This window comes from Streptomyces aurantiacus (assembly GCF_001418335.1).
Lineage (GTDB): Bacteria > Actinomycetota > Actinomycetes > Streptomycetales > Streptomycetaceae > Streptomyces > Streptomyces aurantiacus.
The window spans coordinates 1-13,704 of the sequence record NZ_LIPP01000029.1; the positions used below are offsets into that span (position 1 = coordinate 1).

Genomic DNA, 13,704 nt, shown 5'->3' on the forward strand with positions numbered 1-13,704 from the left:
AGACCCCCGCAATCGCGCTGAACGCGCTCGTCCTCAAACGCCGGACGGGCTGAATCTTTCAGCCCGTCCGGCGTTTGAGGACCGGGGGTTCGGGGGCGGAGCCCCCGAGGAAGTGACGGGAATGGGTAGGGGCGGCGGGGGCGAAAAACCCGTCGTCTGCCCCCTACGCCCGGTCCTCCAGATACCGCGTATGCGACTCCTGACGCCGCGCCTCCGTCTCGCGAAGGCCGGCCGCCAGGCCCTCCGCCTCCTCGTGCAACAGCGCAAGCTGCCGTTCGAGATGCCGCTCGGGCGCCTCCGCGCCAGGAGTCAGCCGGGCCCACCACCGCGTACGGACGAACGTGTCGACGGCCTCCGGGATGTCCGTCCGCACGGCACGCGACACCACGTGCACCCCTTCCGGCTCGCGCGCGAGGATCTCCGCGACCCAGCCGGGGTCGAGCAGCGCGGTCAGCAGCTCGGTCAGCTCGGTGAGCCGCCCGGACGCGGCGGGTGGCAGCTCGACGTCCGCCAGGTAGGACCGGAGCCTGCCGAAGTCCTCCCGTATCTCGTCCAGTTGCGCGGACGGGTCCGGGAAGTCCGGCAGTGACGGCCGCTCCGGCGGCGCGATCAGCGCGCCCGCGCCGTACAGTCCCGCGACGACGACCGGCCAGTACGGACCCGCGACCCCCGCGAAGGTCAGCGCGAGGCCGGCGATTCCGCAGGCGCTGCCGGTGAGGTTCTTGCGGGACTCCAGGTAGCCGAGAAACCGATGGGACCGATTGGACCTACTGGTAGCCACGGATCTCCTTGAAGGCGCCGTCGAGCGAGCCCTTCTGGGCGTCGAAGAGACGGCCGCCGGTCAGGTCGGCGATGTGGGCCAGCTCGCCGCGGTCGGAGTCGCCGAAGAGGATCGGGAAGACGGGGATCCGCCGTTCGCTCTCGGACAACCGGCCGTAGAAGCCGTCGAACCGCGCCGGACCCGCGCCCGCGGTGTTCTCGCCGTCCGTCATCAGCACGATCGACGTGAACGTGTCGTCGTCGGCGCCCAGCTGCTCGTACGCCTTCTGCAGCGACGTGTAGATCGCCGTGTCGCCGTCGGCGGTGAGCGCCTCGGTGTCGCGGCGGATGGCGTCGAGCCCCGAGCGCGGGTTCTCGGGCCGCACCACATGCGTGCGGACGCTCTTGACCGCGGAGCCGAACGGCATCAGCGTCACCTCCTCGCGTTCGCGGAAGTCGCCGGTGAGGTCGGTGAGCGCCTTCTTCAGCCGGTCGATGCGCCCGTCCTCGCCCATCGAGCCCGAGGTGTCGAGCACGTACACGGTCCGGGAGGGGCGGCGCAGCTTGTTCTCGTAGGAGTCGAGGAGCCCGTCGGCGACGGAACGGCTGCCGGGGAAGGGGAGTTCGCGGCGCCGGGTGGTGTCGAGACCGGTCGCGGGCGGCACGGAGGGGACGACGGGACGGCGCAGGGTGCGCTCGGTGATCAGCCGCTGGGTCGCCGGGGTGCGCAGGGCCTCGGTGAGGCGGCGGACGTCGTCGCGGACCTGCCCGCTCGAAGACGCGAGCGTGGAGAGCGGGTAGTCGGCGGTGATCACTCCGTCGCGTGGGCGGATCACCGTCAGGCCCTTCTTCGACTTGAGCACCGACTCGTAGTTGAGGAGGGCGTCCACGTCACCGCGCCGGTCGTAGGCCTGCGCCAGCCAACCCGACGACCCCGACGTCAGCCGCTGCCCCTTGAAGAACTCCGTGAGCCGGGGCGTCGCCTGCCGTACGTCGGCGTCCGTGAGCGCGGACTGGGCGCCGGAGAGGGCCGAGGCCACCGATACGAGGGTGGAGAAGCCCGAGTTGGAGCGGGAAGGGTCGGTCATGCCGTAGGTCAGCCCGCCGCCCCGTACCGCCTTCTCGATGTCGGCCCAGGTGACGTCCTCGGGCCGCCAGCCCAGCTTCCGTACGGTGGCGTCCTTGACCCCGATGGCCAGCGGGCTGGACATGACCGGGGTCTGGGACACGACCTGCTTCGCGGCGGCGGGGTCGAGACGCAGATAGTCGTTGGAGGAGAGCCACACCGCGTCGTACACGCCCTCGGCCCGGCCCTTCGCGAGGAGGTCGACCGCGTCGAGGGTGCCCATGTAGGTGGGACGCACCTCGATGCCGGTGTCCTCGCGGACCTGCGCCAACACGCTCTTCATATCGGCGAGTTCGCTGGAGGCGAGGACACGGAGGGTGCCGGGTGCGGCCTTGCCGGCCGTGCCGCCCGGGTCGGGTTCGTCCGCGGCCGAGGTGCACCCGGCCGTCACCAGCAGGGCCAGTGCGACGGCGGCCACGGTGACCCGTCTTGAGGTCGGGCTCACGCGAGGCCCCCTTCCAGCGCGCCCTGCGAACGGCTCCGGTTCAGGTACGCCGAGGCGTGCTCAAGCTCGGAGGTCAGGGAGTCCACCGTCGCCGCCATGGACTCCGTCGCCTGGACCTTGTACGTGTCGATGGCGTCGAGGGTCTGGTAGATCTGCTGGAAGGCCGAGCGCAGTGTCTCCGCGCCGACGGCCGGGTCGGCGGCGATGCGCTGGATCTCGCCGCTCTGGGTGGCGAGCATCTCGGCGTTGCCGCGGATGAGGTCCTCCGTGGTGCCGCGCAACGCGTTGACCTGCTCGACGACCTTGCGCTGGTTGTCCAGGGCGGAGGCGAGCATCACCGAGATGCGCAGTGCGGAGACGGTGGTGGTGGCCGCGCGGTCGACGCCCTTGATCAGCTCCTCGTTGTTGCGGCGGACCACGTCCATCGCCAGATAGCCCTGGGCGCACACCGCGAGCTGGGTGAGCAGGTCCTGGTGCTTCTGACGTACGGGAAAGAGGACGTCGGCGCGCAGGGAGTCGGCCTGCGCGGGGTCCTGCGCCTCCACACCGGTGATGTGGCCCTCGACCGCCGTGTCCAGGGCCTCGGTCAGGATCACGTACTCCTGGAGCTTGCCCATCGAGTCCCAGAGGCGGACGCGTTCGGTCTGCAGGGCGGCGTTGTCGCGGCGCAGTTCGTTCTGGCCGCCGCGCAGGGACCCCACGATCCTGTTCAACGTGCCCTGCGCGGAGGCGTACTTGGCGACGTGGTCGCGGAGCTTGTTGCCGCCGGGCAGCCGGGACAGCAGCTTGCGTGCCCGGCCGCCGGGCAGGTCGCGCGGGTCCAGGTCCTCGACGGTGCGCCGGAGTTCGACGAGTGAGGACGACACGCGGGACTGGGCGTCCTCGCCGTTCGCGGGCAGGGCGCGGATGGTGCGCTCCAGCATGCGGTTCGACTGGGCGGCGGCGCCGCGCATCTCGCCGGAGCCGAGCGCGACGATCTCGCCGATCCGCCCGGCGAACTCGGGGGAGCGGGCGTCGAGCACGGCGAGCCCGTCGACGTACTCGGCGGCCTTGCGCGCCATGTCGGTACGGACCGCCTCGTCGACCGGCACGAGCCCGCCGGCCTTCTCCTTCGGCACGGCCGCGACGGCCTCGGGAGGGGTGAGGGTGAAGGTCTCTTCGATGCTGCTCACTTGCTGTCCCCCTGGCCCCGGGCCCGGCGCGCCATCTCGTGCAGCACCTTGGAGGCGGGCACGGGCGCCTGCCGGACGCCGGTCAGCTTCTGGTTGAGATACGTGGTGTGGGCGTCGGTGGCCGCGGTGAACTCGACGGCGGCGCCCTGGGGCCTGAACCCGTGCCGCACCGCGAGCCCGCGCAACAGCTTGTCGCTGCCGAGCAGTTCACCGAGGGCACGGCCCTCGTCCGTGAGGGGCACGACGGTGTGGTCGCTGTTCGTGGTGGTGTCCGGGTAGAGCACGGTCAGGTCGTCGACGCCCTGGCCCTGGGCGAGGAGCGCGGCGACCTGGGACTCGTACACGAGGACCAGCGGATTTCCGACGCCGCTCACGAAGTCCCTGAAGGCGGCGTCCGTACTGGTCTGCTGAGCCCCCTGCACACTGATCAGCTTGCGCATCAGGGGTGCCGTCCGGGTAACGGCCGCGGCGCCGTCGGCGACCCGGCCGCTGTCGGCCACGTAGGAGGCGGCGGCGAGGTACAGCGCGCCCGAGTTCGAACTGGTCGGATCGGTGGTGGAGATGAACAACGTGCCGCTCAACTCACCGTGCGCCTCGGCCCCCTTGAGCTGCTGCCAGGTCCTGTCGTCCCCGGCGGCCTTGAGGTAGGCGGCCATGCCGAGGGTGCCGTTGCCCTTCTTCCCGACCGTCGCGAGGCCGTTGCGCGCCAGCACTTCGGCGGCGCTCCGGTGCGCGACGACCACGAGGGGCGAGTAGAAGGGGCGCGGCAGCGGCTGCCGTACGTGGTACTTGGCGGCCAGTTCCTCGGCGGGCGCCTGGCTGGAGGGGAACGCGAAGTCGTACCCCTTGAGGTCGAGTCCCTCCATGGCCCAGGACCCGGAGGTCTCCGTCTTCACGGTGTAGCCCCTGGCAGCCAGGGCCTTCACCACCTCCGGGTCGGCGAAGAACTCCGCCTTCTCCGACCCGATCACTCCTCGCACGGTCTTCGTTGCCGTGCTCCTGCCCTGCTCTTCGCGGCCCTTCACGACGGCTGCTGCCACTCCGCCGATCAGGAATACCGCCAGGACGATGGCGACGATTCGTTTCACACCCGGAGCCTGCTCCCGGAACCCAACGTTCCCCGCCCCTTCGGATGAACGGAGGGTGACCACCCGATCCCAGTACGAAACCGGAGGGATTTCCTCCCTTTGCGGCGAGGGGCGCCCCTTCAGGGGCGCGGGGAACTGCGCGCCAAGCCCCCGCCGGCCCGCACGGGGCGAGCGACGGAAGCGCCGCACGCAAGAAGGGCCGCACCCGCATGGATGCGACCCTTCCAACGGCCGACAGGCCCGGACCCGGCGTGGCCCAGCGGGCGGCCCAGTAGCTCAGCGGCCGGCGAGGGCGGCAGCCCCCGTGACCCCCGCTGCCCCCGCGTGCGCGTCCATCCGCTCGGCGGCCAGAATCGCGGCAGCCGTATCCGCCCGGGACGCCGCGACGACAAGGGCGCGCCCCGCGAGGGCGTGCGCCCGCTGGTGGACCCCGGCGGACAGCGGTTCGCGCCCGGCGGCGCCGCCCGCCGCACGGACCGGCGGGTGGCCCCCGCGCAGACGGGTGACCTGCTGGGTCAGCCGCTCCGCGGCGACATCGAGCTCGGCGGACGGTTCGAGTTCACGGAGCTCGTCCGTGACCGCGAGCAGAGCCGCCAGATGACCGGCGAGCTGGATGTCCAGCTCCTCCTCGCGCGACCGGTGGGGAAAGTCGGCGGTGCCGGCCATCGTGTGGACCGACTTGGTGCGGATCGGTTCGTACATGGGAGATGGCCTCCTGTGCTCTGACAGGAAGCCATCCTAGCTTAGATTTCGTCTAAAGTTGACCATACTCAGAAGTCGGGGGTCGGCTCTGGGGGCCATCTCTGGCGTTCAGCTCTGGCCGTACCCGTCCAGGAAGTTCCCGATCCGCGTCACCGCGTCCGTCAGATCCTGGGTGCTGGGCAGGGTGACGACCCGGAAGTGGTCGGGTTCCGGCCAGTTGAAGCCCGTTCCCTGTACAACCATGATCTTCTCGGTCCGCAGCAGGTCAAGGACCATCCGCCGGTCGTCCTTGATCTTGAAGACCTTCGGATCGAGGCGCGGGAAGAGATAGAGCGCCCCCTTCGGCTTCACGCACGTCACGCCCGGGATCTGCGTGAGCAGCGCGTGCGCCGCGTCCCGCTGCTCGCGCAGCCGCCCGCCGGGCAGGACGAGGTCCGTGATGGTCTGCCGGCCACTGAGGGCGGCGACCACGCCGTGCTGACCGGGCATGTTCGCGCACAGCCGCATGTTCGCGAGGATCGTCAGCCCCTCGATGTACGAGTCGGCGTGCGCCCGCGGCCCCGAGATCGCCATCCAGCCGACCCGGTACCCGGCCACGCGGTACGCCTTCGACATCCCGTTGAAGGTGAGGGTCAGCAGGTCGGGGGCGACCTTGGCGGTCGGCGTGTGCACGGCGTCGTCGTAGAGGATCTTGTCGTAGATCTCGTCCGAGCAGACCAGCAGGTTGTGGCGGCGGGCGATGTCGGTGAGCCCTCGCACCATCGCCTCGTCGTAGACCGCGCCCGTCGGGTTGTTCGGGTTGATGATCACGATCGCCTTGGTGCGGTCGGTGACCTTCCGCTCCACGTCGGCGAGGTCGGGCATCCAGTCGGACTGCTCGTCGCACCGGTAGTGCACGGCCGTACCGCCGGACAGCGACACGGCCGCGGTCCACAGCGGGTAGTCCGGCGCGGGTACGAGCACCTCGTCGCCGTCGTCCAGCAGCCCCTGCATCGCCATCACGATCAGCTCGGACACGCCGTTGCCGATGAAGACGTGTTCGACGTCCGTCTCTATGCCCAGGGTCTGGTTGTGCATGACCACGGCCCGGCGCGCCGCGAGCAGGCCCTTCGCGTCTCCGTAGCCGTGCGCCGACGACACGTTGCGGAGGATGTCCTCCAGGATCTCCGGCGGGCACTCGAAGCCGAACGCGGCCGGGTTCCCGGTGTTCAGCTTGAGAATCCGGTGCCCTGCCGCTTCCAGCCGCATGGCCTCCTCAAGGACCGGGCCCCGGATCTCGTAACAGACGTTGGCGAGCTTGGTCGACTGGATCACCTGCATGTCCGTGAGCTTACGGCCGGGTAACGCTTCTCGCGGCGTGTTTTCCACCACGTGAGATGTGCGGCGCGGGGGTTTCTTGGGCTCCGGCTTGCTTCGGCGCGGCCGGTGCCCGGGCGTTTCGTTGTGCGGTTGGGATGCGCAGGGATGCGGCTGCGGGTGGGTTGTGGCTGGGCGCGCAGTTCCCCGCGCCCCTTAGGGGTTTCGGTGCGGGTTGCTTCTGAGCGGTCGGTACCCCGGGCGTTTCGTTGTGCGCTGCGGGTTCGCTGTGGCTGGGCGCGCAGTTCCCCGCGCCCCTTGGGGGGCTTCCGTGCGGCTGACTCCGTAGCCGCAGCCCGCTTGCACCCGCACCCGCACCCGCACCGAGGCCGGTCGGCCGGTCGGTCGGGCGGTCAGCCAGTTGGTCGGGGCGGCTTGATTTGGGTTCTTGTTTGGGGGGAATCGGCGCTTCAGAATGCGCATGACAAAACGGGAGCTGGACGGGAAGTGGCCGGAAGACCTCCGACCGCTCACGTCCCTCACATCCCTCAGGTCATTCACGTCACTCACGTCACTCACGACGTCATCCACGTCACAAGAGGGGACCCCCCACATGAAGAAGCCTCTCCTTGCCGCGCTCGGAGCCCTGGTGATCACAGGGACCGGCCTGGCAGCACCGGCGGTCGCCGCCACGGCACCATCACCCGGCACAGTCGCTGCCGCCAAGGCACCCGCCACCGTCCAGGCCGTCACCTTCGCCGGCACCGTGTCGCTCAGCAACTGCTCCGGGTCCGTCGTGCGCCTCCCGGACTCGGAGGACGACGACCCGGCGCTGGTGATGTCGAACGGCCACTGCCTGGAGACCGGCTTCCCCGCCGCCGGCGAGGTCATCGTCGACCAGGCGTCCAGCCGCACCTTCGGCCTGCTGAACTCCGCCGGCACCCGGGTCGCCACCCTGCGCGCCAGCAAGATCGCGTACGCCACGATGACCGACACGGACGTCTCGCTCTACCAGCTCACCACCACGTACGGGCAGATCAAGAGCTCGTACGGCATCAGCGCGCTGACGCTCAACGACACGCACCCGGTGGCCGGCACCGCCATCACGGTCGTCTCCGGCTACTGGAAGCGGACGTACGCCTGCGCCGTCGACGGCTTCGCCTACCGCCTGAAGGAGGGCGAGTGGACCTGGAAGGACTCGGTCCGTTACACCTCCGCCTGCCAGACCATCGGCGGCACCTCGGGCTCGCCCGTGATCAACAATGCCACCGGTGAGGTCGTCGCCGTCAACAACACCGGCAACGAGGACGGCGGGCGCTGCACCGACAACAACCCCTGCGAGGTCGACGAGAGCGGCAACGTCACCGTCCGCGCGGGCATCAACTACGGGCAGGAGACCCACCAGATACCCGCCTGCTTCGGACTCGACAGCAAGCTCGACCTGAGCGCGAGCGGCTGCGTCCTGCCCAAGCCGTGAGCCGGTGGGGCGGCGGTCAGCCGGTGCTGGTCAGCCGGTGGTGGTCCGGCGAACCGCCCGCCCCGCCAGCACATCCGTCCGGCGGCCGTCCTCGATGACGAAACGGCCGTCGATGATGACGTACGGGATGCCGGTCGGGAGCGTGCGCGGCGCGTCGAACGTCGAGCCCGCGGCGACCGTCTTCGGGTCGAACAGGACGAGGTCGGCGCGGTAGCCCTCGCGGACCAGGCCGCGGTCGGGCAGCTGCAGCCGCGCCGCGGGCCGTGACGTCAGATGGGCGACGCACTCCTCCAGGGTGAGGACGCCCAGCTCCCGTACGTACCGGCCGAGATACTCCGGGAACGTGCCGTACGCGCGCGGGTGCGGCTTGTCGCCGCGCAGGATGCCGTCCGAGCCGCCGGTGTGGACCCGGTGCCGCATGATGGCCCGCACGTTCTCCTCGTGTCCCACGTGCTGGAGGATCGTCGAGCCGAGGGCGTCGTCGAGGAGCAGCCGGCGGGCGGTGACCCAGGGCGCCTCGCCGAGGGTGTCCGCGGACTGCCGCACCGTACGGCCCACGTAGGACGCGAGGGCCGGATCGCTCACGCCGGAGATCTCGATGGTGTCCCATTCGATGGGCACGCCGTGGCACCCGTCCGAGCCCACGACCTCCAGATGGTGGCGGATCCGTTCGGCGCTCTCCTCGTCCTTCAGCCGGCCGAGAATCGCGTCCGGACCGCCCTCGCTCGCCCAACTGGGCAGCATCGCCACGAGAGTCGTACACCCGGGCGTGTACGGATACGTGTCCAGGCTGATGTCCGCCCCGCCGGCGAGCGCCTCGTCGAGGAGGGCGAGCAGATCGGGCCCCTTGCCCTTGTTCACGCCGAAGTTCATGGTGGCGTGGGCGAGATGGAGGGAGCAGCCGGCCTCGCGCGTCAGGTCCACCATCTCCCGGTAGGCGTCCAGGGCGCCGGCGCCGTACGAGCGGTGGTGCGGGCAGTAGTAGCCGCCGTACTCCGCGACCACCCGGCACAGTTCCGTCAGCTCGGCGTCCTTGGCGTACATGCCGGGGGTGTAGGTGAGCCCGGAGGACATGCCGACGGCGCCCTCGCGCATGCCGTCGGCGACCAGTTGCCGCATCCGGTCCAGTTCCCGGGGCGTGGCCTCCCGGTCGTCCCAGCCGACGGCGAGCATGCGCACGGAACCCTGGGGAATCAGATAGGCGGCGTTGACGGCGATGCCCTCGCCGTCGAAGCCGTGGTCCAGCCGGTCCAGGTACTCGCCCACCGAGCGCCAGGTGAAGTCGATGTCGTCCCCGCTGCCGTTCCAGCCGGTGATCGCCCTGCGCACCTCGGCGAGCGTCCGCTCGTCCACCGGCGCGTACGACAGCCCGTCCTGCCCGATGACCTCCAGCGTGACGCCCTGCGCGGCCTTCGCACTGTGGTCGGGGTCCCGCAGCAGGGCGAGATCGCTGTGGGCGTGCATGTCGATGAAGCCGGGCGCGAGGACCAGTCCCTCGGCGTCCAGGACGCGCCGGGCGACGGGCCGCAGACACCCGGCAGCGGCGGCCTCCTGGACCACCGTCGTGATCCTCCCGCCCTCGATGCCCACGTCGGCCCGGTAGGAGGGGCCTCCGCTGCCGTCGACGACGTCCACGTCACGGATGACGAGATCCATCATGGCGGGCTCCTAGAAGTAGGTGCGGATGTAGTCGACGACGGTGCCGTCCTGCTCCACCACCGGGATCAGCTGCCACTTGTCGAAGGAGGTACAGGGATGCGAGAGCCCCATACCCACCCAGTCACCGACCCGCAACTCGCTGCCCTCGCCGGTCCGGATCCAGGCGTGCTGGTCGGAGAGCCCGGTGACGGTGATGCCGTCCGCGGCGCGCTCGCCACCCTCCTGCCCCCGCACCACCTGGACCTCGGGCAGATCCAGGTCGTAGGCGGCGTCACGCTTGCCGGCGTTGGCGAAGGCCTGCTCGGGTGAGGGCCGGGAGACGACCTGCGCCCACAGGCGGAAGGCGGGATGCAGGGAACCCTCCTCGGGAATCCGGGTGAAGGGGGTCACCTCGCGGTAGTGACCGTCGTCGTGCGAGACGTACGCACCGGAGCGCAGCAACTTCAGTGCGGGCAGCGTCAGTTCGGGAAGCTCGGCGAAGACATCGGCCACGGCGTCGAACCAGGCGCTGCCGCCCGCACTCACCACGATCTCGTCCAGACCGGCGGCCGAGAAGCGCCCCGCCTTGTCGAAGTCGACGGCCAGGGCGGTCAGCCGCCGCAACCAGGCCCGCACCCGCTCCGGGTCCGCGTCCGGCACCTCGCCCTCGTACCCGGCAACGCCCACCAGCCGCAGTGTCTCCACACCGGCGACCGCGTCCGCGACGACCCCGCACTCGGCCTCCGTCCGCACACCGGTCCGAGCACCCTCACCCGCCGCGAGTTCGACGACGACGTCCACCGGACGGGAGCCCCCGCGCAGAGCGGCGTCCATCAACTCGACACCGCGCACGGAGTCGACGTAACAGATGAAACGAAACCCGGGGTCGGCGGCGAGCTGCGCGGAGACCCAGGCGAGGGCGGCCGGATCGACCAACTCGTTGGCGAGGAAGACACGCTGGACCCCGAAGGCCCGGGCCACCCGCACCTGATGCGGCACGGCGAGGGTGATGCCCCAGGCGCCGTGCTCGATCTGCCGCTGGAAGAGCTGGGGGGCCATCGAGGTCTTGCCGTGCGGCGCGAAGACGAGGCCGTGCCGGGCCGCGTACGTCTCCATGAGCCGCAGGTTGTGCTCCAGCCGCTCGGCGGACAGAGCGAGCAGCGGCGTGGTGAACCCACCACTGAACAGATTGCGGCGCTCGGCGGCCAGCTCGTCGACGGTCAGCCCCTCGGCGTCGGGCGGGAGGCCCTTGAACCGATGGTCGACACGCTCGTCCCCGAGCGCGACGAGACGTCCCGCGACGGTGCTGTCGGCGGCGGAATCGGCGGCCATGGAGCCTCCCTGATCAGAGCCATTGCATTCTCTGCAACAGCCATTGCGTATCGCGCTTACTGCTGTCTAACATCTCGGCCAACGCCGGGTCAACGGAGCCGCCCGGACCCGCGGCAGCGACAACCGACCCGCGACAGCGACAAGGAGCCTCAGCCATCGTGACCCCCACCGGACCGCCCGTCGGCCCCGAACACGACGCCACGCACCCCCTGGCCGCCGTGGAGGTCGTCACGCTCGGCGAGTCCATGGTCACGTTCCTCCCCTCCCACCCGGGCAGCCTCGCCCACGTGCCGTCGTTCGAGCGAGCGATCGGGGGCGCGGAGTCCAACGTCGCGTGCGTACTGGCCGCCACCGGCCACACCGCGAGGTGGGTCAGCCGCGTCGGAGCAGACGGCTTCGGCGACTACCTGATAGAGACGATCAAGACATACGGCGTGGACACGTCCGCCGTACGACGCGACCCTGCCCGCCCCACCGGCATCTACTTCCGCACGGCGGGCGACCGGTCCACCGACGCCCACGAGGTGGCGTACTACCGCACGGGCTCCGCGGCCTCGGCGATGGCCCCCGCCACCGTGGACCTGGACGCCCTCCGCTCGGCGCGGGTACTGCACCTGTCCGGCATCACGGCGGCCCTCTCCGAAGGCTGCCTGGCGCTCCTGACGACCCTGACCGCTCCCCGCCCGGGCCGCCCCCTGATCTCGTTCGACGTCAACTACCGGGAAGGCCTCTGGCCCGACCCCACAGCGGCGGGCAACACCCTCCTCACCCTGGCCCGCGGCGCGGACCTGGTCTTCGTGGGCGAGGACGAGGCCGAGGCGGCCTGGGGCATCACGGGCGGCCCCACCGCCATCCGCGCCGCCCTCCCGGAGCCCCACGTACTGGTGGTCAAGGACGGCAGCCGAGGCGCCACGGTCTTCGAGGCGGCCCACGACACGCACCCGCGTACGGACGCGAGGGGGCGTGTCGGGGGGTGTCCGCCCGCAGCGGATGGCGCGTCAACGGGCATCACCTTTCCAGCGCCCCATTCCGCGCCGGACCGAGGACGGACACCCCCCGGCGCGCACCCGCATCCCCCGCGGCGCGAGGGCGAGACCACGAGCCGACCGGACGCTACAAGCCGACCGGACGCCACGAGCCGGCCGGAGACCACGAGCCGACCGGACACCACCACCTTCGCCCCCGCCCTGCACGTGGACGTCGTCGCCCCGGTGGGCGCGGGCGACGCCTTCGCCGCGGGCTTCCTGTCGGCGACCCTCCGCGGCCTCCCTCCGGAACACCGCCTCCGCCACGGCCACCTCATGGCCGCCGCGGCCCTCACCGTCCCGGGCGACCTGGGCGCACCCCCCTCCCGCGACCACGCCGACCGCCTCGCCGCCCTGGACGACCAGGCGTGGGGGAGACTTCGACTCGGCCCCGGCTGGACGCACGCCACAGACCGGGCCGACGAGGAGGTACCCACCCCATGAGCCAGACCGTCGACCGCGCGCTGAACATTCTGCCGCTGCTCGCGGAGGGCCCCGCCGACCTGGGCCAGGTCGCCGACCGCCTGGGCGTCCACAAGTCCACCGCCCTGCGCCTCCTGCGCACGCTCCACGAACACGGCCTGGTCTACCGCCAGTCCGACCAGCGCTACCGCCTCGGCGCCCGCCTCTTCGCGCTCGCCCAGGAGGCCGTGGAGAACCTCGACGTCCGCGAGATCGCCCACCCCCACCTCGTACGCCTCAACGAGAGCTGCGGCCACACGGTCCACCTCGCCGTGCACGAGGAGGGCGAGGTGCTCTACATCGACAAGGTCGACAGCCGCTACCCGGTGCGTATGTACTCACGGATCGGCAAGCCCGTCGCCATCACGGTCGCCGCCGTCGCCAAGCTGCTCCTCGCCGACCTGCCCGACCCCGAGCGCCGCGCCTTCGCGGAGAAGCTCGACTACCCCATGTACACAGCCCGTTCGACCCCCAGCGCGCCCGCCTTCCTGCGGGAACTGGACAAGGTCCGCGAACAGGGCTGGGCCACCGACCTCGGAGGCCACGAGGAGTCCATCAACTGCGTCGCCGCGCCCATCCGGGGCGCCGACGGACGGGCCGTGGCCGCCATGTCCGTCTCCGCCCCGAACGTGGTCGTCACCGAGGACGAACTTCTCACCCTGCTCCCGCTGGTCCGCCGCACGGCGGAAGCCATCAGCGGCGAGTACTCGGGCAGAACCCCGACGACCCAATCCGGTTCATCCAGTTCATCCAGTTCATGAGGCCGACCAATCCCAGTTCATGAGGCCGAAGCAGAAGGAAGCCAGCGCATGACCGACAAGACCGCCCTCACCCCGAAGACCCACACCACCCCGCCCGCCAAGTTCTCGCACGGCGTCAGGAAGGGGAACATCCTCCAGGTCGCGGGCCAGGTCGGCTTCCTGCCCGCGGTCGAGGGACAGCCGCCGACCCCCGCGGGTCCCACCCTGCGCGAGCAGACCCTCCAGACGCTCGCCAACGTCAAGGCCATCCTCGAAGAGGGCGGCGCCTCCTGGGACGACGCGATGATGATCCGCGTCTACCTCACGGACGTCGACCACTTCGCCGAGATGAACGCGATCTACAACGCGTACTTCGAGGAGCAGAACCTGACCGCGCCGCCCGCGGCCCGCACCACGGTCTACGTCGGCCTGCCGGCAGGCC

The 13,704-nt window shown here is 70.9% G+C and carries 12 protein-coding genes; 4 read left to right on the forward strand and 8 right to left on the reverse strand.

Translation table 11 applies throughout. From position 1 onward, the window contains the following. Positions 1 to 163: 163 nt before the first annotated feature. From AOK01_RS04245 to AOK01_RS04270, 6 genes are all read right to left on the reverse strand, one after another. On the reverse strand, positions 164 to 781 hold the full coding sequence (locus AOK01_RS04245; protein ID WP_055508530.1) for a hypothetical protein: 618 nt from the start codon (positions 779 to 781) through the stop codon (positions 164 to 166). After that, positions 768 to 2,330 (reverse strand): substrate-binding and vWA domain-containing protein, encoded by a 1,563-nt coding sequence (locus tag AOK01_RS04250; protein WP_055508531.1) that lies wholly within the window; start codon positions 2,328 to 2,330, stop codon positions 768 to 770. Before AOK01_RS04250 ends, AOK01_RS04245 begins: the two co-directional genes overlap by 14 nt. Continuing rightward, a complete protein-coding gene (locus AOK01_RS04255; protein ID WP_055508533.1) occupies positions 2,327 to 3,502 on the reverse strand; it encodes a toxic anion resistance protein in 1,176 nt (391 codons plus the stop codon). Before AOK01_RS04255 ends, AOK01_RS04250 begins: the two co-directional genes overlap by 4 nt. Next, positions 3,499 to 4,590 (reverse strand): substrate-binding domain-containing protein, encoded by a 1,092-nt coding sequence (locus AOK01_RS04260; protein WP_055508534.1) that lies wholly within the window; start codon positions 4,588 to 4,590, stop codon positions 3,499 to 3,501. The genes AOK01_RS04255 and AOK01_RS04260 overlap by 4 nt, the downstream gene beginning before the upstream one ends. A 276-nt stretch (positions 4,591 to 4,866) precedes the next feature. After that, on the reverse strand, positions 4,867 to 5,292 hold the full coding sequence (locus AOK01_RS04265; RefSeq protein ID WP_055508535.1) for an SCO4983 family protein: 426 nt from the start codon (positions 5,290 to 5,292) through the stop codon (positions 4,867 to 4,869). A gap of 108 nt (positions 5,293 to 5,400) precedes the next feature. Beyond that, positions 5,401 to 6,612 carry a pyridoxal phosphate-dependent aminotransferase gene (locus AOK01_RS04270; protein WP_055508537.1) on the reverse strand — a complete coding sequence of 404 codons (1,212 nt, stop codon included), beginning with the start codon at positions 6,610 to 6,612 and terminating at the stop codon, positions 5,401 to 5,403. A 589-nt stretch (positions 6,613 to 7,201) separates the two neighbouring features. On the opposite strand from AOK01_RS04270, the gene AOK01_RS04275 reads away from it, so the two are divergent. Continuing rightward, positions 7,202 to 8,065 carry a S1 family peptidase gene (locus tag AOK01_RS04275; protein ID WP_055508539.1) on the forward strand — a complete coding sequence of 288 codons (864 nt, stop codon included), beginning with the start codon at positions 7,202 to 7,204 and terminating at the stop codon, positions 8,063 to 8,065. Positions 8,066 to 8,095: 30 nt separating this feature from the next. Here AOK01_RS04275 and AOK01_RS04280 read toward each other — a convergent pair whose 3' ends face one another. Together AOK01_RS04280 and AOK01_RS04285 are read right to left on the reverse strand one after the other, a co-directional pair. Then, positions 8,096 to 9,724, reverse strand: a complete 1,629-nt coding sequence (locus AOK01_RS04280; protein ID WP_055508542.1) for an N-acyl-D-amino-acid deacylase family protein — start codon at positions 9,722 to 9,724, stop codon at positions 8,096 to 8,098. Between the two features lie 9 nt (positions 9,725 to 9,733). Next, positions 9,734 to 11,035 (reverse strand): amino acid deaminase, encoded by a 1,302-nt coding sequence (locus tag AOK01_RS04285; RefSeq protein ID WP_055508544.1) that lies wholly within the window; start codon positions 11,033 to 11,035, stop codon positions 9,734 to 9,736. Positions 11,036 to 11,280: 245 nt separating this feature from the next. Here AOK01_RS04285 and AOK01_RS04290 point away from each other — a divergent pair, with 245 nt between their 5' ends. The 3 genes from AOK01_RS04290 to AOK01_RS04300 all read left to right on the forward strand — a co-directional run. Next, on the forward strand, positions 11,281 to 12,504 hold the full coding sequence (locus AOK01_RS04290; RefSeq protein WP_245702081.1) for a sugar kinase: 1,224 nt from the start codon (positions 11,281 to 11,283) through the stop codon (positions 12,502 to 12,504). After that, a complete protein-coding gene (locus AOK01_RS04295) occupies positions 12,501 to 13,283 on the forward strand; it encodes an IclR family transcriptional regulator (protein WP_055508546.1) in 783 nt (260 codons plus the stop codon). Before AOK01_RS04290 ends, AOK01_RS04295 begins: the two co-directional genes overlap by 4 nt. Positions 13,284 to 13,331: 48 nt before the next feature. Then, the coding region (locus AOK01_RS04300; protein ID WP_055508548.1) for a RidA family protein at positions 13,332 to 13,704 on the forward strand (373 nt) is incomplete at its 3' end.